Below are 18436 nucleotides of genomic sequence, written 5' to 3' on the forward strand. Positions count from 1 at the left end.
CGGCAGGGCGACCGCGTGCAACGCGATCGCCCTGCCGGGCGGTGTTACTGAAGCCGGAAGCTCAGCGGATGTTGAGTTACTTGACGGTCTCGAGGACAGCGGCAACCTTGGCCTGCAGGTCAGCGGACAGCGGTGCGGCGCCGGCGGATGCCGCAGCCTCAGCCTGGCCGTCCTCGCTGGCCATGTAGCTGACGTACTCCTTGACGAGGGCGCCCTGTTCGGCGTCCGCGTACTCGGTGCAGACCAGCGCGTAGCTCACCAGAACGAGCGGGTAGTGCGTCGCGTCGGTGGTGAGGCGGTCCAGCTTGACGGCCAGATCGTTGTCGGCGCGGCCTTCGACGAGCGGCGAACCGTCGACGACTGCTGCGGCGGCCTCGGCCGTGTACTCGACGAACTCGTCGCCGACCTTGATCTTGGCGACACCGAGGTCACCGGCGCGGGAAGCGTCGGCGTAGCCGATGGTGCCGGTGCCGTTGGTGACGGCGTCGACGACACCGGAGGTGCCCTGGGCGCCCTCACCGGTGGCGTACGGGAACGGGTCGGCCGGCTTTTCGGTCCACACGTCGGGTGCGGCCTGGAAGAGGTAGTCCGCGAAGTTCTTGGTGGTTCCCGAGTCGTCCGAGCGGTGCACGGCGGTGATCGCGGTGGCCGGCAGGTCGGCGTCGGCGTTCAGCGCGACGATGGCCGGGTCGTTCCAGGTGGTGATGGCGCCGGTGAAGATCTTGGCGAGCGTGTCGGCATCCAGGTTGAGGTCGGTGACGCCCTCAACGTTGAAGATGACGGCGATCGGGGAGATGTAGACCGGCAGGTCGACGGCGAGGGTGTCGGGGGCGCAAGCGGCGAACGTGCCGGCCAGCTCCTCGTCGCTCAGGTAGGAGTCAGAACCGGCGAAGTCGGTGCCGCCGGCGATGAAGGTCTCGCGGCCGGCGCCGGAGCCCGACGGGTCGTAGTTGATGGTGACGTCCGGGTTGGCCGTCTGGAAAGCGGAGATCCACGCTTCCTGGGCCGAGCCCTGCGAGGAGGCGCCCGCGGCGTTGATCGTGCCGGTGAGGGTGCTGTCGGCGGCGTCGTCGGTAGCCGTGCTGCCGGCTTCGTTCGAGGCGCAGGAGGAAAGAACGAGGGCTGCGGCAATAGCAATGACCGCGGGGCGGCCAAAACGCATGAGATTCACAAGGATCCTTTTCAGGTTGACTACAGGGAATGCGATCACAGGAGAATCCTGCGAACTTCGGGCCGGTGCTGGCCCTCGGTAGACGCTAATCCGTGTGGTTAACGACACTCCCCCTCCTTGGTGAACGGGAGGTAAACGACATCCGTCGAGTGGACCTCGTGCCACCTGCGCTGCGCACATCAGCGCCCGCAGTCCCGGTCGGGTCTGTGAGCGCTGGGAGAACCGGGTCAGAGGCGCGGCGGGTGGGTCTCGATGGCGAGGATGCCCGCGCTCGGGTTGTCGCTGGAGAGGTGCACGACCGAGAACCCGCTGGGCGACAACGCTGCGGCGTTGCCCAGCTGCTGGGTCATCGGGGAGCCCGTCGCCAGGGCGATCTCGCGCAGGATGTCTGGCAGCACTGGGCCGTGGCTGCAGAGCACCGCGGTCTTGCGGGCGCGGATGCGCTTGCCTACGTTGTGGCGCACATCGGAGGTGCCCTGCTCCCACGCATCCTGGCTGATCAGGTCGGTGCGCTTGAACGGCACCCCTGTCGCGGCCGACAGCGGTGCCACGGTGGTCACGCAGCGGGTGGCGGTGCTGGTGAAGATGCGCTGCGGCTGCCAGGCGCTCACCGTGGGGACCAGGGCGGCGGCCTGGGTCACTCCGCGTTCGCTGAGCGGGCGGGTGGCGTCCGGGCCAGACCAGTCGTGCGGCGCGGTGGCCTTGGCGTGGCGCAGCGCGATGATCGCGAAGGTGCTCGTGATGCCCTGGGCCACCAGGCGGGCGAACGCGTCGATGATCTCCACGTCCGGGGCGTAGCTGAGGTAGGTCCTGGCCTTCTTGATGGTCACCCATTCCAGGGCGGCGACCTCACCGTTGGGCACAAAGGTGGAGCGCAGAATGTGCTCCGGCAGCACCTCGGCGGCCCAGTAGTGCACGATCTTGGCCTTGCCGTTGGGCATCGGGTACTCCGACACGCCCAGCGGCACGCCCAGGGCGATGGCCAGCCCGGTCTCTTCCTCGATCTCCCGCACGGCCGTGACCGGCAGTGTCTCGCCGGGGTCGACCTTGCCCTTGGGGATGGTGATATCGCCGTGCACGGTGCGGTGGATCAGCAGCACGTGCATCCGGCCGTCGATGAGGCGCCAACAGACGGCTCCGGCCGCGAACACGGGGGCGAGGTCGCTCATCGGCGGCTCACGGGTCGCTTGCGCTGGCCGATCTGCTGCATCAACCGGTTCTGCATGTCGTCCAGCGGCTTCCCGTCGGCGTCCTGGTGGTGCCGGGTCCACTCACCGTTCTCGTCGAGCCACCACGACGAGGTGCGCTCGTCCATCGCCCGGGTGAACAGGGCATCCACCTCGCCCAGGTGCCGCGGGTCGACCAGGCGCACCAGCGCCTCCACCCGACGGTCGAGGTTGCGGTGCATCATGTCCGCGCTGCCGATGAAGACCTGGGTCTCGCCCAGGGTGTGGAACGAGAAGATCCGCGAGTGCTCGAGGTAGCGGCCCAGGATCGACCGCACCCGGATGTTCTCGCTCATGCCGGGCACGCCGGGCTTGAGGCTGCAGATGCCGCGTACCCACACGTCAACGGGCACACCGGCCTGGCTGGCGCGGTACAGCGCGTCGATGATGTCCTCGTCCACCATCGAGTTGACCTTGATGCGGATGCCGGCGGGCTTGCCGGCCAGCGCGTTCGCGGTTTCATCGGCGATGCGCTTGAGCAGGGCCTTGCGCAGGTGGAGGGGAGCAACCAGCAGGCGCTTGAACTTCTTCTCGATCGCGTAGCCGGAGAGCTCGTTGAACAGCCGGGTCAGGTCCTTGCCGACCTGGTCATCCGCGGTCAGCAGCCCCATGTCTTCGTAGATGCGGCTGGTCTTGGGGTTGTAGTTGCCGGTGCCGATGTGGCTGTAGTGCCGCAGCACGCCCTTCTCATAACGCACCACCAGGGCCAGCTTGCAGTGTGTTTTCAGGCCCACGAGGCCGTAGACAACGTGCACGCCGGCCTTCTCCAGCTTGCGCGCCCAGGAGATGTTCGCCTGCTCGTCGAAGCGGGCCTTGATCTCCACCAGGGCGAGAACCTGCTTGCCCGATTCCGCGGCGGCAATCAAAGCCTCCACGATCGGGCTGTCGCCGGAGGTACGGTACAGGGTCTGCTTGATGGCCAGCACGTTCGGGTCCGCGGCGGCCTGCTCGAGGAACGCCTGCACGCTGGTCGCGAAGGATTCGTACGGGTGGTGCAGCAGCACGTCGCCGCGGCTGATGGCGCGGAAGATGTCGGGTTCGTCGTTGGGTTCGCCGGTGAGTAGCTGCGCGGCCGTGGTGGGCACGTGCTTCGTGTAGTGCAGGTCGGGACGGTCGATGCGCAGGTCGAACAGCCCGCCGAGGTCCAGGGGCGCCGGCAGCCTGTACACCTCCTGCTCGGTCACGTCGAGTTCACGCACGAGCAGGCCCAGGGTCACCTCGTCCATGTCCTCGGTGACCTCGAGGCGAATGGGCGGGCCGAACCGGCGGCGCAGCAGCTCCTTCTCAAGGGCCTTGATCAGGTTCTCGGTGTCGTCTTCCTCGATGACGACGTCCTCGTTGCGGGTGACCCTGAACACGTGGTGTTCGAGGATGTCCATGCCGGGGAAGAGGTCCTCGAGGTGGTTGGCGATGAGGTCCTCGAGGGTGATGAAGCGCACCTTGTCGACGGACTCGGTGCGGTCCACCCGCACGAAGCGCGGCAGCATGGAGGGCACCTTGAGGCGGGCGAACTCCTGTTTGCCGGTCTTGGAGCTGTGCAGGCGCACGGCCAGGTTCAGCGACAGACCGGAAATATAGGGGAACGGGTGTGCGGGGTCGACGGCCAGCGGCATCAGCACCGGGAAGATCTGATTGCCGAAGTAGCCGCGCAACGACCGGCGGTCCACGTCGCTCAGGCTGTCCCAGGTGACGATGTCCACGCCGTGTTCGGCCAGCGCCGGGCGCACCAGCTCCTGGAACGCGTGAGCGTGCCGGTCCTGCAGCACGTGGGCGGCGGCGGCGATGTCGGAGAGCACATCCTGCGGGGCTCGGCCCACATTGGTGGGCACGGCCAGCCCGGTGAGGATGCGGCGCTTGAGGCCGGCGACCCGCACCATGAAAAACTCGTCGAGGTTGTTGGCGAAGATGGCCAGGAAGTTCGCCCGTTCGAGCACCGGCAGGGCCGGATCCTCGGCGAGTTCGAGTACCCGCTGGTTGAAGGCCAGCCAGCTCAGCTCCCGGTCGAGGTACCGCTCGCTCGGTAGCGCCGGATCGTTTTTGCCGATCTGGGGGTCAAAATCGTCGTCGAGTTCGCTCTCGAGCCCTGAGGTGCCTGGGATGTTGTCGCCGTCCATCTGTCCATCTTGACACCCGGCGCCGAGCGGGCGCGACGTTCACGGTGAACGGAACGTTAACGAGGCGAACGGTGGTACTGCACATCCGCCGTGCGGTCGGTGAATCCGAGGCTGCGGTACAGGCGAACCGGCCCGGTGCTCTCGGCCTCCACATACAGTTCCACGCTCGAGCAGCCGCGCCGCCGGAGGCGGGCCAGGCCCGCCAGCATGAGGGCGCGACCGAGGCCTGCGCCGGCGGCATCCGGATGCACGCCGAGCACGTAGATTTCGCCGAGCGGGGCGCCCGGTTCGATCTTGACCCAGTTGTAACCCAGGATGCGTCCGGGCGCGGCGTCATCCGTGCTCGCCCGGGCAAGCAGCAGGTCGCCGGCGTCGAACCAGGGTTCGGCCATGCGGGCGGCCAGATCGGCCTCGGTGACGGCGCCCTGCTCGGGATGCGTGGCGAAGACCAGCGCGTTCAGGCTCACCCAGTCGGCGTTGTCGCCGGGCTCGTCGGCGGTGGCCGCCCGGAACCCGGTGATGGCGACACCGTCGGGCAGCACAGGGGAGGCCTCGGTGTCGGCGTCGGTCAGCGGACGTTCCAGCTGCAGCAGGGTGCGCACGGCGCTGAAGCCGAACCTGTCGGCCAGGGTGCGGGCGCCGGGCAGGTCGCCGTGGGCCCAGGCGGTGAGGTCGCCGGACATGCCGCCCTCATCCTCGAACAGGCGGCGGAGCGCGGCGGTGGCATGGCCGCGCCGGCGATAGCGCGGATGCACGACGAGGGCGATCTGCCCCTCCCCGACGATCGCGGCGCCGACAGCGTCTTCGCCCTCGAGCAGCAGCTGCGGGCTGCGCCGCCCCGACCGGGCATCGAGCAAGGCCTGTTCGTTGAACGGGCGGTAGCCATCCGTGTGCGCAGCCGCATCGGCCACGTCGTGGAAGCGCGCCGCGAAAGCGGCGTCGGACAGGTCAGGCGCCGACAGAGTGCGGGACACGATCTCCTTCTTCCTCGTACACGTTGAACCGGTAGCCGACGTTCCGCACCGTTCCGATCAGGGACTCCTGGTCGCCGAGCTTGGCGCGCAGCCGCCGCACGTGCACGTCGACGGTGCGCGTGCCGCCGAAGTAGTCGTAACCCCACACCTCGCTGAGCAGCTGCTCCCGGGTGAACACCCGCGACGGGTGCGCGGCGAGGAAGCGGAGCAGCTCGAATTCCTTATAGGTGAGGTCGAGCGGTTTGCCGTGCACCTTGGCGGAGTAACTGGCCTCGTCGATGACGACACCGGCGGCGCGGATGGTGGGGGAGGGCGAGTTGTGCGGGGTGCGGCCGGCGGCGAGCCGGATGCGAGCATCGACCTCGGCGGGGCCGGCGGTGTCCAGCACCACGTCATCGACACCCCAGTCCGGACTGACCGCGGTCAGACCGCCCTCGGTGATCACCAGGAGCAGCGGCACACTGCTTCCCGTGGTGCGCAGAATCTGGCAGAGCGACTTGGCGGCCATCAGATTGGACCGGGCGTCGACCAGAATCAGGTCGGAATCGGGCGCTGTGACGAGCTGATCGGCCTGGGCCGGAATGAGTCGTGTGCTGTGGGACAGCAACGCCAGGGCCGGTAGAACGTCATTATTCAGGGCCGAGGTCAGGATCAACAGCTGCGCCACGCAGGTCCTCCAAGTATCGTGCGGCCCATACTAGCGTGCCACGGAATGCGACTCGGGCGTGCAGAATGGGACAGTGAGCTGGAAGCGTTTGAGTGTAGTGATGATTTGGTTGGTCGCCGTCGTCTGTGCGGTGCTGACCGGCGTCCTTGTCGCCCCCGCGGACCGGCTGGTGTGGGTCAGCCTGTCCCTGGCCGGTTGTACGATCCTCACCCTCGCCGCCCAACTGTCCACGGGGCAGAAGGAAGGCTACGTGCACAGAGTCACGCTCAGCCTGGTGGGTGCCGTGCTCGTTCTCGGTGCCGCGACGGGGTTGTTCGCCCTGATCGGCCTCGTATAACACTTCGCCTCACCTGGCGGCTTCCGGCCGGCCAACGGCTAGAGTTGGGGCATGTCAACGCTCGCACTCGAAATCCTGTTCCTGGGCCTCCTCGCGCTGGCCAGCCTGTCGATCGCCTGGGTATCCGGCATCGTGCTGTTCAAGCTGTTCCGGGGCCAGCGGTAACCCAGCGTGTACGAACTTCCGGTCGGCCTCCCGTCCGAACTCGTTCCGCTGTCGTGGCTGATCGGCGTCTGGGAGGGGTCGGGGATCCTCGACTACACAGTTGACGGCAAGAAGGTCACCCGTGAGTTCGGGCACCGGATCAGTTTCAGCCACGACGGTCTGCCGCACCTGAACTACAGCTCGTATACCTGGCTCGAGCCCGAACCGGCCGCCCCGGATGCCGACGGCACCGTCGCCCCGACCGGTGCACCGGTCCCGCTGATGACCGAAACCGGCTATTGGCGGCTCAGCCGCCCCCAGGAGGCCGGCGACCCCGGCCCCGGCCTGTTGCCCGGTGTCGGGCCGGCGCCGTTCCAGACCGCGGAAGCCGTGGAGACGCTGCGGAACACCGACGGGGGTTTCGACATCGAGGTGAGCCTGGTGCATCCTGGCGGCATCATCGAGCTCTACCTCGGCCAGGTGAAGGGTCCGCGCATCGATCTCGCCACCGATGCCATCGTGCAGACCAGCGGTGCCAAGCCGTACGCGGCCGCCACCCGGCTCTACGGCCTCGTCGACAGCCATCTGCTCTGGGCATGGGACATCGCCGCGCTCGGCCAGGACCTGCAATCGCACGCGTCCGGACGGCTCAGCCGCGCGTCCTGACCGGCTCGCTGCGCACCGTGACCGGGCGCAACCGGCTGAGCCCGAACACCGCCGCGCCGGCCGTGATGACGGCCACGGCGATCAGCAGCACGTAGAGCAGCACCGAGCCGTACCCTGTCACCGGGTTCAGGAACGGGTACGGCACCCAGCCGTCCGTCGCGCCGCGCACCAGGACAACCGCGCACCAGAGCACCGGATAGACCAGCACCACCCACAGGCGGCGCCACGGTAGCGGCCCCCGGTCAGCCACGAGCGCCCAATCGAGCAGGCAATACACCGGGAAGACAACGTGCAGCACGGTATTCGCCCAGGGCAGCTCCACGCCGCCGGGCAGGCCGACAAGCAGGGTGTTGTAGACCAGGCCGACGACGATCATGTATGCCGTGGTCGCCGCCCTGGCCAGGACCAGCCAGGCCGGCGCCGTCCGGCCGAGCAGCACCAACACCGCGGTGGCGCTCAGCGCGGCGGCCGCCAGGAGGTTGGACTGGATGGTGAAGAACCCGAAGAAGTTGAACGGGTTGATGGTGGCCCGCGACGCCGTGGAGAAGAACGTGGCGCCGACGGCGATCAGGGTCAGTGCCGCCGCACTGAGGCGGAGTGCGGCGATCGAACGGGCGGGAAGACGCATTTATAGCTCCTTGCCGGGTGACGGCCGGGACGTGAGGGGAATACGGGGGACCGCTCAGACCGTTGGGCTAGCATATGGGCCGGAGTTCCCCCCTGTCGACAGCGCTCAGGCGGTCTCGTCGGCAGGGCGCCCGGAGCATTCACCGAAGGAGAGCTCGATGACCACCACCGCCGAACCGCTCGCAGCCGCCGCAGGGTCGCCGCTTCTCGAACTCGACGGCGCCGTGCAAGCCGACGGCATCGACGTCGGCGTCGCCGCGCACTACGGGAGCCCGAACGCCGAACAACGCAAGCTGCTGGCCGGGACGGCCATCGTGGACCTGTCCCACCGCGGGGTGCTCTCCATCGCCGGCCCCGACCGGCTCACCTGGCTCAACTCGATGTCCAGCCAGGAGCTGCGCGGCCTCACCCCCGGCCAGTCCACCGAGACCCTGCTGCTCGACCCCGCCGGCCACCTCGAATACGCCATCGCCCTGATCGACGACGGAGTGGAGAGCTGGCTGCTCGTCGAGGCCGCCGAGCTGCCCGGCCTGCAGGCCTGGCTCGACCGGATGCGGTTCACCCTGCGTGTGCAGGTGGTGGACCACACCCTCGCCTACGCCACCATCGGCACCATGGCCGCAGACCCCGCGGCGCTCCCGCTCGGCCCGGCGAGCCCGAACGGGGTGCCCTTGGTCTGGCGCGACCCGTGGTCAGAGGTCGCTCCGGGCGGCTGGCAGTACGCCGCCGACACCGACCACCCCGGCGCCGCCTGGCACTGGACTGAGGTCCTGATCCCGCGGTCGGCGTTGCCGGCCCTGCGTGACGCCATCGCCGCCGGCACCGTGCAGGCCGCGGGGCTCCTGGCCCTGGAGGCGCTGCGCATTGCTGCCTGGCGCCCCCGCGGCGCCCTGGACGCCGACGAGCGCACGATCCCGCACGAACTGGACTGGCTGCGCAGCGCCGTGCACCTGAACAAGGGCTGCTACCGCGGTCAGGAGACCGTCGCGAAGGTGCACAACCTCGGCCACCCGCCGCGCCGGCTGGTGCTGCTGCACCTGGACGGTTCCGATTCGGTGTTGCCCGCGCACGGCGACGAGGTGCAGGGCGACAGGTTCGTCGCCAACGCCGCACCCGAGCGCCGCACCGTGGGCGCCATCACCTCCAGCGCCATCCACTACGAGCTCGGACCGATCGCCCTCGCCGTCATCAAGCGCACGGTGCCGGGAACGGTGACCCTGCACGTGCTCTCCCAGGGCCTCTCGATCACCGCCAGCCAGGAGGTCATCGTGCCGGAGTCGGCCGGGTCCGTGGCGGAGATCCCGCGGTTGCCGCGGTTGGGCGTGCGGGTTCCCCGCGGCTGAATGCGGGGTATCCGGCGGGACTTTCGTCACGCAGACGGGTACGGTGTGTCCGCGTGCGCCTCGCTAGAGTTGGAGCATGTCTGCTCCCTATACCCTCATCCTCCTCCGCCACGGCAACAGCACCTGGAATCAGCAAAACCTCTTCACCGGTTGGGTGGATGTGCGTCTGAGCGACCAGGGCCGGGCCGAGGCTCTGCGCGCCGGCGAGCTGTTGGCCGAGTCCGGTCTGCTGCCGGACATCCTGCACACCTCCGTGCTCACCCGCGCGATCCAGACCGCGAACATCGCCCTCGAAGAGGCCGACCGCCTCTGGATCGACGTCAAGCGCTCCTGGCGCCTCAACGAGCGCCACTACGGCGCTCTGCAGGGCCTGGACAAGGCCGAGACCCTCGCCACCTACGGTCCGGAGCAGTTCCAGACCTGGCGTCGTTCGTTCGACGTGCCGCCGCCCGTGCTCGACGACTCCTCCGAGTGGTCCCAGGCCAACGACGCGCGTTACGCGGACCTCGGTGACGACCTGCCCCGCACCGAAAGCCTCAAGGACGTCATCGCCCGGATGCTGCCGTACTGGGAGTCCGACATCGCCGCGGACCTCCGCACCGGCAAGACCGTGCTCGTCACCGCGCACGGCAACTCGCTGCGCGCCCTGGTGAAGCACCTCGACGGTGTCTCCGACGCCGACATCGCCGAGCTGAACATCCCCACCGGCATCCCGCTCGTCTACCGCCTCGACGAAGACCTCAAGCCGATCGGCGCCGGCGAGTACCTCGACCCCGCCGCTGCCGCAGCCGGCGCCGCCGCCGTCGCGGCCCAGGGTAAGAAGTAACCCACAGCCCAACAAAAAGCCCCCGTCACTGACGGGGGCTTTTTCGTGTGCGGATGCGACCTATTCGGTCGGCGTCGGCTGGTGCCAGTCGCCGGTGCCCAGGTACTGCACCTTCTTGGCGATCGACACCGCGTGGTCGGCGAACCGCTCGTGGTAACGGCTGGCGAGGGTGGCGTCGACGGTGTCGGCGGCCTGGCCCTTCCACGTCTCGCCGAGCACGGCGTCGAACACGCTCAGGTGCAACGCGTCCACCTTGTCGTCCTCGTTGCGGATGTCCTCGGCCAGCTGCATGTCCTCGGTGGTGAGCAGCTCGGCGAGCATCTTCGCGATCTTCACGTCGAGAGCGCCCATCTCGGCGAACGTCGGGCGCAGGCTCTTGGGGATCACCTTGTCGGGGAACCGGTACCTGGCCAGCTGCGAGATGTGCGTTGACATGTCGCCCATCCGCTCGAGCGATGCACTGATGCGCAGTGCGCTCACGACGATCCGCAGGTCCCGGGCCACCGGCTGCTGCCGGGCCAGGATGGTGATGGCCAGCTCATCGAGCTCAACGGTGAGGGCGTCGATCTTGTCGTCGTCGGCGATGACCTCTTCGGCCAGCGCCACATCGGACTTGTTGAAAGCCTGGGTGGCCTTCTCGATGGAGATGGCCACGAGGCGTGCGATCTCGGCGAGGCGGTCCTGCACCTCGGCGAGCTCTTGCTGAAATACTTCTCGCATTGTGTCTGTGGTCCTTCCTGGTCGCGCCAAAGCGCGCGAACGCATGAGACCCGCCTGGCCCCCGAACAATATTGGCGAACGAGGGTTAACGGCAGGTGCCGTGCGACTGAACAATTACCAAAGTAGCGTGTGCCCACCCTTGCCGTCGCGATCGACTCGTGCCAGAGTCACTAATCTGGTGAAATGGAATCGACCTGGCTTGTGTTGCTGTCTCTGGCACTGGGCCTCACCGTCGGTGCCGGGTTCGTGACCTTGCTGTATGTCGCGGAACGGCACGGCAAGCGGGCCGCCGAGGTGGTCAACCCGGCGGTTCCGGACGGCATAGACCAGGTTCTCGACGCGTTGGAGAGCGCCGGGCTGGTGCTGGACCCGTCGAACAACGTGATCAAGTCCTCGCCGGGGGCGTTGAACATGGGGCTGGTGGTGAACCAGCAGCTGGCCCATCCGGAGCTGCTGGACCTGGCCCGCGGCGTGCGCCGCACCGGAGAGGCCGTGTCGGAGGAGCTGGTGCTCTCCAGGGGCCCGTTCGGCGACGCGAGCATGCACCTGCGGGTGCGGTTGGCCCGGCTGGGCTCCCGCTACGTGCTGCTGCTCGCGGAGGACCGCACCGAGGCGTTCAGGCTCGACGAGGTGCGCCGGGACTTCGTCGCCAACATCAGCCACGAACTGAAGACCCCGATCGCCGCCGTCGGGCTGCTCGCCGAGGCCCTCGGCCACGCCGCCGACGAGCCCGTGCAGGTGCGGCGTTTCGCCGACCGCCTCACCACCGAGGCCGGCCGGCTGGCCCGGCTCACCCAGGAGATCATCGAACTCTCCAGGCTGCAGGCCCAAGACGCCCTCCGGGAACCTGAACTGCTCGACATCGACGACATCGTGGCCGCCGGCATCGACCAGAACCGGGTCGTGGCAGATGCCGACCGCATCACCATCGCGTTGGGCAAGAAGTCCCGCGCCAAGGTCTACGGCGACGAGAGACTGCTCGTGATGGCCGTGCACAACCTGGTCGCCAATGCCGTGCACTACTCGGCGCCGGGCTCCAGGGTCGGCGTGGGGGCACGAGTGTCGGACGGGGTGATCCAGGTCACCGTCACCGACCAGGGCGTCGGCATCCCGGAGAGCGACCTGGACCGGATCTTCGAGAGGTTCTTCCGCGTCGACCAGGCCCGGTCCCGCAACACCGGCGGCACCGGCCTCGGCCTGGCCATCGTCAAGCACGTCGTGCAGATCCATGGCGGCGACATCCGGGTCTGGTCACAGCCCGGCCATGGTTCGACCTTCACCATTCGCCTGCCAGAGGCGACCCACCCCGCACCAGCGGCGACAGGAGACACCCCATGACCCGAATCCTTCTTGTTGAAGACGAGCAGGCGCTGAGCGAGCCGCTGAGCTTCCTGCTGGAACGGGAGGGCTACGAGGTGACGGTGGCCGAGGACGGCCCGAGCGCCCTCGCCGAATTCGACAAGGCCGGTGCCGATCTGGTGCTGCTGGACCTCATGCTCCCCGGCCTCCCCGGCACCGAGGTGTGCCGGGAGATCCGCACCCGCTCCGCGGTGCCGATCATCATGCTGACCGCCAAGGACTCCGAGGTGGACATCGTGGTGGGGCTCGAGCTGGGCGCCGACGACTACGTCACCAAGCCGTACTCGACCCGGGAGCTGCTCGCGCGCATCCGGGCTGTGTCGCGCCGGCACACCGATCCGGCCGAAGAGGATGACGGCGTCCTCGCCGCCGGCACCGTGCGGATGGACATCGAACGGCACACGGTGTCGGTGTCCGGCGCCGTGGTGAACATGCCGCTGAAGGAATTCGAGCTGCTCGAGTTCCTGCTGCGCAACGCCGGCCGGGTGCTTACCCGCGGGCAGCTGATCGACCGCGTCTGGGGCACCGACTACTTCGGTGACACCAAGACCCTCGACGTGCACATCAAGCGCATCCGCTCGCGCATCGAGGCGACGCCGTCGGAGCCCACGATGCTCGTCACCGTGCGCGGGCTCGGCTACCGCTTCGAGGCCTGACCCGCCGGGCGGCCATCCGCCCCTGAAACATCAGAATGCCCCGTGACCCAAGGTCACGGGGCATTGTGATGCGGTTCGCGGAAGTTACGGGGCCGTGGTGGCTTCCGGTGTCGCCGCGGGCGCCGGGACCTCGGCGGCGGGCTCCGTCGGTGTCACCGTGGGAACCGGAGGTTCGGTGGGCACCAGGGTGGAGTACTCCGCCAGGGTGCCGTCGAGCACCGGCACGAGAAGCTCGAGGCCGGTCAGGTCGCCGTACTGGAAGTACACCGGGAACAGCGAACCCGCTGTTGCGTTGAGGTTCTGGACGGCGACACTCTCGCCACCGGGGATCCCGATCTCGGTGGTCGCGTTGGCGTCGATCGTCAGGGTCGTGTCGACCTTTTCGTCGACACCCTCGTACTGCACGAGCAGCTCGATGTCTTCGTCGGCGCTGTTCACCACGTGCACGACGAGGTTGGCGTTCTCACCGTCCTCGGTGATCAGCATCGCGTTGCGGATGGCCAAGTCGCCCAGGTCCCCGCTGACGCCGTCGCTGGCGTCGTACTGGATGGTCGTCGCCTGGGGGGCGAACAGATTGCATCCGCTGGTGCCCAACAGGATGCCGGCCGCCACTACGACGGTTGCCATGGTTCGCGCTCTCACAAGACCTCCACAAGAGTTCAGCGTTCAGCCCAAGTGGCGTGAACGCTGCAGATTTGGCTCGAGTTTACCTTACGGAATCGTGCCGGGCAGGGCGGACCCTGATGAGCCGCGAATATCCCCTCAAAAGGGTGCCGGGGAGGGGTGGTATCATAGACGTTGCTGAAGGGATATCAATACATGTTATTTGAAGTCGGCGAAACAGTCGTTTATCCCCACCACGGCGCTGCGACGATCACCGAGGTGAAAACTCGCATCATCAAGGGTGAAGAAAAACTGTATTTGAAACTCAACGTCACCCAGGGGGACCTCACCATCGAGGTGCCCGCCGAGAACGTCGATCTTGTCGGTGTGCGCGACGTGATCGGTCAGGACGGCCTCGACCGGGTCTTCGAGGTCCTGCGCGCTCCGTTCACCGAAGAACCCACCAACTGGTCACGCCGGTACAAGGCCAACCTGGAGAAACTTGCCAGCGGCGACGTCATCAAGGTGTCCGAGGTCGTGCGCGACCTGTGGCGCCGGGATCAGGACCGCGGCCTGTCAGCCGGGGAGAAGCGGATGCTCGCGAAGGCGCGGCAGATCCTCATCTCCGAACTGGCCCTGGCCGAGAAGACCGACGAGGACCAGGCATCAACCGTGCTCGATGAGGTGCTCGCCTCGTAGAAGATCCTGTTCCAACGACAGGCGGCACCCCGCGGTGCCGCCTTTCGCACGTTCAGCCCCAGCCTCAGCCAGCCCTTTCCACCCTGCGTCACCGCGCCCCACCAGATAGCCTCCAGACATGACTGAATTCCCGGTATCCGCCGTCGCGGTCATCGTCGTCGCCGCCGGCAGCGGCAGCCGGCTCGGCAGAGACCAGCCCAAGGCGTTCGTGCCGCTGGGGGACCGCAGCATCCTCGAGCACGCCCTCGCCGGCGTGTTCGGCCTGAACGAACCGGCCCAGGTCATCGTGGTGGCGCCCGAGACGCACCTGGCCGAGACCAGGACCATCGCCGGCCGCGTCGCCGGCCCCGCCGCCTGGTACCTCGACGTCGTCGCCGGCGGCGACACCCGGCAGGCATCCGTGGCCCGCGGGCTCGCCGTGGTGCGGTCCGGTGCCACCGTGGTGCTCGTGCACGACGCCGCCAGAGCGCTGACCCCCGCCGCCCTGATCGACGCCGTGGTGGCCGCCGTCCGCAGCACCGGCCACGGAATTGTTCCCGGTCTTCCCGTGGTGGACACCATCAAGAGCGTCGACGCGGCTGCCACCATCCTGGGCACCGTCGACAGGTCACAGCTCTCCGCCGTGCAGACCCCGCAGGGCTTTCCCCGCGCCATGCTCGACGCCGCCTTCGCCTGGGCCGCGACCCTGCCGTCAGCGGATGCGCAGGATCTCACCGACGACGCGGCGCTGGTCGCCGCATCCGGCAACACCGTCAGCGTCATCCCCGGTGACCCGTTGGCATTCAAGGTCACGACCGCCTGGGACCTGCGCCGCGCCGAACTCCTGCTCCGCGACGACGTCGGCGCACCGGCATCCACCGACCCGCGGGTGGGTACGGGGCTGGACGTGCACGCCTTCGATGACACCAGCGACCTGTGGCTGGCCGGCCTGCACTGGCCGGGGGAGCGGGGCCTGTCCGGGCACAGCGACGGTGACGCCGCCGTGCACGCCATCTGCGACGCCATGCTCGCCGCCGCGGGGCTGGGCGACATCGGCCAGGTCTTCGGCACCGCAGACCCCCGCCTCACCGACGCACACGGCGAGGTGTTCCTCACCGAGACCCTGCGCCTGGTCACCGAGGCCGGCTACAGGGTCGGCAACGTGACGGTGCAGATCATCGGCAACCGCCCCAAGCTCGCCCCTCGCCGGATCGAAGCCCAGGAACTGCTCACCGGCATCCTGCACGCCCCGGTGTCGGTATCGGCGACCACCACCGACGCTCTGGGCTTCACCGGACGCGGCGAGGGCATCGCCGCCCTGGCCACCGCACTGCTTCACCCGATCAGCCCCACCCGAGCATCCGACCGACCCTCGCCTAAACTGAACCAGTGAGCATGCGACTATACGACTCGAAGGCCCAGACCCTTCGCGATTTCCTGCCGATCGTTCCGGGCAAGGTGGGAATCTACGTCTGCGGACCCACCGTGCAGTCGTCGCCGCACATCGGTCATCTGCGCAGCGCCCTGGTCTATGATCAGCTGCGCCGCTGGCTCAGCTACCGCGGCAACGATGTCACCTTCATCCGCAACGTCACCGACATCGACGACAAGATCCTCCTGAACGCTGCGGGCACCACCGAGCAGTGGTGGGCGCTCGCCTACCGCTTCGAGCTCGAGTTCACCGCCGGTTACCAGAAGCTGGGCATCCTGGCGCCCACCTACGAACCCCGCGCCACCGCGAGTGTGCAGGAGATGCAGGACATCATCGGCCGCCTCATCGACAACGGGCACGCCTACCCGGCCGCCGACGACTCCGGCGACGTGTACTTCGACACCCGCAGCTGGCCCGCGTACGGCGAGCTGACCCGGCAGAACCCCGACAACATGGAAGCGGCCACCGACGCCGACCCGCGCGGCAAGCGCGACGCGCGCGACTTCGCCCTCTGGAAGGGTCACAAGGCCGACGAACCTGCCTCGGCGGGCTGGGTCTCCCCGTGGGGAACCGGCCGGCCCGGCTGGCACATCGAATGCTCCGCCATGGCCGCTCGTTACCTCGGCCCGCAGTTCGACATCCACGGTGGCGGCCTCGACCTGCGCTTCCCGCACCACGAGAACGAGCTGGCCCAGTCCAATGCGGCCGGTGACGGTTTCGCGAACTTCTGGGTGCACAACGGCCTGGTCAACACCAACGGCCAGAAGATGTCCAAGTCGCTGGGCAACTCGGTCTACGCGGCCGAGCTGCTCGACCAGGCCCGCGCCATCGTGGTGCGCTACTACCTCGGCGCCGCGCACTATAGGTCCACCCTCGACTTCCACGAGGGGTCGCTGGCCGAGGCCGAGGCCGCCCTCGAACGCATCGAGAGCTTCCTCGACCGCGCCGACCGGCGCCTGGCCGACACCCGCTTCGCCGGCTCCGGCGTCGAGATCGTGCCGGATGACTTCGCCACGGCCATGGACGACGACCTCGCAGTTCCGCAGGCGCTCGGCGTGCTGCACGACACCGTGCGCGCCGGCAACGCGGCCCTCGACGCCGAGGACCTGCACGCGGCCGCGGCCGCGCGCGGTCAGGTTCTCGCGATGAGCGAAGTCCTCGGCATCAACCCCCTGTCGCCCGGCTGGGCCGTCGCGACAGATGAACCCGCCATGGTGGCCCTCACCGCCCTCGTCGAGCGCCTGCTCGACGACCGGGAGACCGCCAGGCAGAGCCGCGATTACGCGGCTGCAGACCGTATCCGGGACGAGCTCGTCGCCGCCGGCATTACCATCGAAGACACCCCGTCGGGTGCACATTGGAGTTTTGACTGATGAAGAACACAGATCGCAAGTCGCGCACCGGCGCGGTGCGCAAGGGCAGCAGGGGACCGCAGGTCGGTTCCGGCGGCCAGGGCCGTCAGGCTCTCGAGGGCAAGAAGCCCACCCCCAAGGCCGAAGACCGTCCGTACCACCCCGCCGGTAAGGCCAAGGCCGCCAAGGACCGCTTCGCCGCGGCCGGCGGCGGCCGCAGCCGCGCCCCGGGCGGCTCCGGTGCCCCGCGCACCGGCCGCAACACCGGAACCGGCAACACCGGCGGCGGCGGTTCGTCTACCCGCAAGGCAAAGTCGGATGCCGAGTTCGAGGTCGTCACCGGCCGCAACTCGGTGCTCGAGGCGCTGCGCGCCAAGATCCCCGCGTCGGCGCTGTACGTGGCCACCCGCATCGAAATGGATGACCGGGTCAAGGAAGTCCTCAAGCTCGCCACGACCCGCAACATCCCGGTGCTCGAGGTCATGCGCCCCGAAATCGACCGGCTCTCCGGTAAGGACGCCGTGCACCAGGGCCTCGCGCTCAAGGTGCCCGCGTACGAGTACGCGCACCCGATCGAGCTGCTCGACCTCACCATCAGCCGCGGCCACAAGCCGCTGTTCGTGGCGCTGGACGGCATCACCGACCCGCGCAACCTGGGTGCGATCATCCGCTCCACCGCGGCGTTCGGCGGCCACGGCGTCATCGTGCCGCAGCGGCGTTCCGTCGGCGTGACCGCGTCGGCCTGGAAGACCTCGGCCGGTGCGGCCGCCCGTCTGCCCGTGGCCATGGCCCCCAACCTCACCCAGACGCTCAAGGCGCTCAAGGAGCGCGGCATGCTCGTGATCGGCCTCGACGGCGGCGGCGACACCGAGCTGCCCGAGCTGGGCCTCGGCTATGCCGAGCGTCCCATCGTCGTGGTCGTCGGCAGCGAGGGCAAGGGCCTGTCCCGCCTCGTCACCGAGACCTGCGACGCCATCGTGTCGATCCCGATCAACGCGAACACCGAGTCGCTGAACGCCGGAATCGCCGCCGGTGTCACCCTGTACGAGATCTCCAAGCTGCGCGCCGAGGCCCTCGCGGCCAAGGTCGCCAAGGCTGCCGCGGCGGCGGAGGCCTAACCCGCCAGGTTGTTCGTCTGAGAACGGCGTGGATCGTCCCTTCGGGGTCGGTCTGCGCCGTTTCTTGTTGGTGGTGGAGGTGCTGTGGCCCGGTTCACGGCGTGCTGATATGGACGCGGGTGCTTCGGTGGGTGCCGCGCGTCCCGTCCCGTAGACCCTGCGTGCGCCACGTCGTGGGCCCAGATGCGTGAGTTGCCAGTTGAGGCCCAGTGCGACGCTGTCAGGGGGCCTCGACTGGCAACTCGTCGGCGGACCTCATGCTGAATTGCCAGTTGGCGCCCATTGCGGACGCCCGAGGGGGCCTCAACTGGCAACTCGGCGGACCGGACGAACGGGCGCGCGAGTTGCCGCACAGTGTCCCTGGGGAGCATCCGAAGGGGTCTTTGGGCGCAAGTCGGCGCAGCCAAATGTCGCGAGAACGCG

The 18436-nt window shown here is 68.4% G+C and carries 18 protein-coding genes; 10 read left to right on the forward strand and 8 right to left on the reverse strand.

Translation table 11 applies throughout. From position 1 onward, the window contains the following. Positions 1-76 precede the first annotated feature (76 nt). The 5 genes from pstS to E3T22_RS05185 form a co-directional block, all read right to left on the reverse strand. Entirely contained in the window at positions 77-1171 is a 1095-nt protein-coding gene (gene pstS / locus E3T22_RS05165; protein ID WP_370028165.1) for a phosphate ABC transporter substrate-binding protein PstS, read from the reverse strand. Between the two features lie 227 nt (positions 1172-1398). Next, the gene (locus E3T22_RS05170) at positions 1399-2340 is read right to left on the reverse strand and encodes an NUDIX hydrolase (RefSeq protein ID WP_088457067.1); all 942 of its coding nucleotides are present in this window, start codon (positions 2338-2340) and stop codon (positions 1399-1401) included. Then, positions 2337-4511 (reverse strand): RNA degradosome polyphosphate kinase, encoded by a 2175-nt coding sequence (locus E3T22_RS05175; protein WP_088457066.1) that lies wholly within the window; start codon positions 4509-4511, stop codon positions 2337-2339. The genes E3T22_RS05170 and E3T22_RS05175 overlap by 4 nt, the downstream gene beginning before the upstream one ends. 56 nt (positions 4512-4567) lie before the next feature. Continuing rightward, positions 4568-5485: a mycothiol synthase gene (mshD, locus tag E3T22_RS05180; RefSeq protein ID WP_241983598.1), complete on the reverse strand. Its 918-nt coding sequence runs from the start codon at positions 5483-5485 to the stop codon at positions 4568-4570. Continuing rightward, positions 5460-6152: a response regulator transcription factor gene (locus E3T22_RS05185; protein ID WP_088457064.1), complete on the reverse strand. Its 693-nt coding sequence runs from the start codon at positions 6150-6152 to the stop codon at positions 5460-5462. Before E3T22_RS05185 ends, mshD begins: the two co-directional genes overlap by 26 nt. A gap of 100 nt (positions 6153-6252) precedes the next feature. On the opposite strand from E3T22_RS05185, the gene E3T22_RS05190 reads away from it, so the two are divergent. Both E3T22_RS05190 and E3T22_RS05195 read left to right on the forward strand, forming a co-directional pair. Then, a complete protein-coding gene (locus E3T22_RS05190; RefSeq protein ID WP_088457063.1) occupies positions 6253-6489 on the forward strand; it encodes a hypothetical protein in 237 nt (78 codons plus the stop codon). A 171-nt stretch (positions 6490-6660) separates the two neighbouring features. Next, the gene (locus tag E3T22_RS05195; RefSeq protein ID WP_088457062.1) at positions 6661-7299 is read left to right on the forward strand and encodes an FABP family protein; all 639 of its coding nucleotides are present in this window, start codon (positions 6661-6663) and stop codon (positions 7297-7299) included. On the opposite strand, the gene E3T22_RS05200 is transcribed toward E3T22_RS05195, so the two are convergent. Further along, complete coding sequence (locus E3T22_RS05200; RefSeq protein ID WP_088457061.1) at positions 7283-7927, reverse strand: Pr6Pr family membrane protein; 645 nt, start codon at positions 7925-7927, stop codon at positions 7283-7285. The two genes, E3T22_RS05195 and E3T22_RS05200, sit on opposite strands and share 17 nt — an antisense overlap. Before the next feature lie 157 nt (positions 7928-8084). On the opposite strand from E3T22_RS05200, the gene E3T22_RS05205 reads away from it, so the two are divergent. Further along, on the forward strand, positions 8085-9269 hold the full coding sequence (locus E3T22_RS05205; protein ID WP_088457060.1) for a folate-binding protein YgfZ: 1185 nt from the start codon (positions 8085-8087) through the stop codon (positions 9267-9269). A gap of 76 nt (positions 9270-9345) precedes the next feature. Continuing rightward, positions 9346-10095 (forward strand): phosphoglyceromutase, encoded by a 750-nt coding sequence (locus E3T22_RS05210; protein ID WP_088457059.1) that lies wholly within the window; start codon positions 9346-9348, stop codon positions 10093-10095. Between the two features lie 60 nt (positions 10096-10155). On the opposite strand, the gene phoU is transcribed toward E3T22_RS05210, so the two are convergent. Continuing rightward, the gene (gene phoU / locus E3T22_RS05215; RefSeq protein ID WP_088457058.1) at positions 10156-10815 is read right to left on the reverse strand and encodes a phosphate signaling complex protein PhoU; all 660 of its coding nucleotides are present in this window, start codon (positions 10813-10815) and stop codon (positions 10156-10158) included. 183 nt (positions 10816-10998) lie between these two features. Here phoU and E3T22_RS05220 point away from each other — a divergent pair, with 183 nt between their 5' ends. Further along, positions 10999-12153: a cell wall metabolism sensor histidine kinase WalK gene (locus E3T22_RS05220; RefSeq protein ID WP_088457057.1), complete on the forward strand. Its 1155-nt coding sequence runs from the start codon at positions 10999-11001 to the stop codon at positions 12151-12153. Next, positions 12150-12830, forward strand: coding sequence for a response regulator transcription factor (locus tag E3T22_RS05225; RefSeq protein ID WP_088457056.1), 681 nt, complete (start codon positions 12150-12152; stop codon positions 12828-12830). The genes E3T22_RS05220 and E3T22_RS05225 overlap by 4 nt, the downstream gene beginning before the upstream one ends. A gap of 84 nt (positions 12831-12914) precedes the next feature. Here E3T22_RS05225 and E3T22_RS05230 read toward each other — a convergent pair whose 3' ends face one another. Continuing rightward, positions 12915-13457 carry a hypothetical protein gene (locus tag E3T22_RS05230; protein WP_088457055.1) on the reverse strand — a complete coding sequence of 181 codons (543 nt, stop codon included), beginning with the start codon at positions 13455-13457 and terminating at the stop codon, positions 12915-12917. A gap of 192 nt (positions 13458-13649) precedes the next feature. On the opposite strand from E3T22_RS05230, the gene E3T22_RS05235 reads away from it, so the two are divergent. The 4 genes from E3T22_RS05235 to rlmB all read left to right on the forward strand — a co-directional run bounded on the left by E3T22_RS05235 (position 13650) and on the right by rlmB (position 18013). Further along, positions 13650-14132: a CarD family transcriptional regulator gene (locus E3T22_RS05235; protein ID WP_088457054.1), complete on the forward strand. Its 483-nt coding sequence runs from the start codon at positions 13650-13652 to the stop codon at positions 14130-14132. Positions 14133-14250: 118 nt separating this feature from the next. Further along, on the forward strand, positions 14251-15504 hold the full coding sequence (ispD, locus tag E3T22_RS05240) for a 2-C-methyl-D-erythritol 4-phosphate cytidylyltransferase (protein ID WP_088457053.1): 1254 nt from the start codon (positions 14251-14253) through the stop codon (positions 15502-15504). Beyond that, positions 15501-16916 carry a cysteine--tRNA ligase gene (gene cysS, locus E3T22_RS05245; protein ID WP_088457052.1) on the forward strand — a complete coding sequence of 472 codons (1416 nt, stop codon included), beginning with the start codon at positions 15501-15503 and terminating at the stop codon, positions 16914-16916. Before ispD ends, cysS begins: the two co-directional genes overlap by 4 nt. After that, positions 16916-18013, forward strand: a complete 1098-nt coding sequence (rlmB, locus tag E3T22_RS05250) for a 23S rRNA (guanosine(2251)-2'-O)-methyltransferase RlmB (RefSeq protein ID WP_088457051.1) — start codon at positions 16916-16918, stop codon at positions 18011-18013. Before cysS ends, rlmB begins: the two co-directional genes overlap by 1 nt. Positions 18014-18436 lie beyond the last annotated feature (423 nt).

It is taken from the genome of Cryobacterium sp. TMB3-10, from assembly GCF_004402305.1.
Taxonomy (GTDB): domain Bacteria; phylum Actinomycetota; class Actinomycetes; order Actinomycetales; family Microbacteriaceae; genus Cryobacterium; species Cryobacterium zongtaii.

Excerpts from the sequence above, each read along its gene's own strand:
- E3T22_RS05170 (WP_088457067.1), bottom strand. The coding sequence starts at position 2,340 with ATGAGCGACCTCGCCCCCGTGTTCGCGGCCGGAGCCGTCTGTTGGCGC.
- E3T22_RS05175 (WP_088457066.1), bottom strand. The coding sequence starts at position 4,511 with ATGGACGGCGACAACATCCCAGGCACCTCAGGGCTCGAGAGCGAACTC.
- E3T22_RS05190 (WP_088457063.1), top strand. The coding sequence starts at position 6,253 with ATGATTTGGTTGGTCGCCGTCGTCTGTGCGGTGCTGACCGGCGTCCTT.
- E3T22_RS05200 (WP_088457061.1), bottom strand. The coding sequence starts at position 7,927 with ATGCGTCTTCCCGCCCGTTCGATCGCCGCACTCCGCCTCAGTGCGGCG.
- E3T22_RS05205 (WP_088457060.1), top strand. The coding sequence starts at position 8,085 with ATGACCACCACCGCCGAACCGCTCGCAGCCGCCGCAGGGTCGCCGCTT.
- E3T22_RS05210 (WP_088457059.1), top strand. The coding sequence starts at position 9,346 with ATGTCTGCTCCCTATACCCTCATCCTCCTCCGCCACGGCAACAGCACC.
- phoU (WP_088457058.1), bottom strand. The coding sequence starts at position 10,815 with ATGCGAGAAGTATTTCAGCAAGAGCTCGCCGAGGTGCAGGACCGCCTC.
- E3T22_RS05220 (WP_088457057.1), top strand. The coding sequence starts at position 10,999 with ATGGAATCGACCTGGCTTGTGTTGCTGTCTCTGGCACTGGGCCTCACC.
- E3T22_RS05225 (WP_088457056.1), top strand. The coding sequence starts at position 12,150 with ATGACCCGAATCCTTCTTGTTGAAGACGAGCAGGCGCTGAGCGAGCCG.
- E3T22_RS05230 (WP_088457055.1), bottom strand. The coding sequence starts at position 13,457 with ATGGCAACCGTCGTAGTGGCGGCCGGCATCCTGTTGGGCACCAGCGGA.
- E3T22_RS05235 (WP_088457054.1), top strand. The coding sequence starts at position 13,650 with ATGTTATTTGAAGTCGGCGAAACAGTCGTTTATCCCCACCACGGCGCT.
- ispD (WP_088457053.1), top strand. The coding sequence starts at position 14,251 with ATGACTGAATTCCCGGTATCCGCCGTCGCGGTCATCGTCGTCGCCGCC.
- rlmB (WP_088457051.1), top strand. The coding sequence starts at position 16,916 with ATGAAGAACACAGATCGCAAGTCGCGCACCGGCGCGGTGCGCAAGGGC.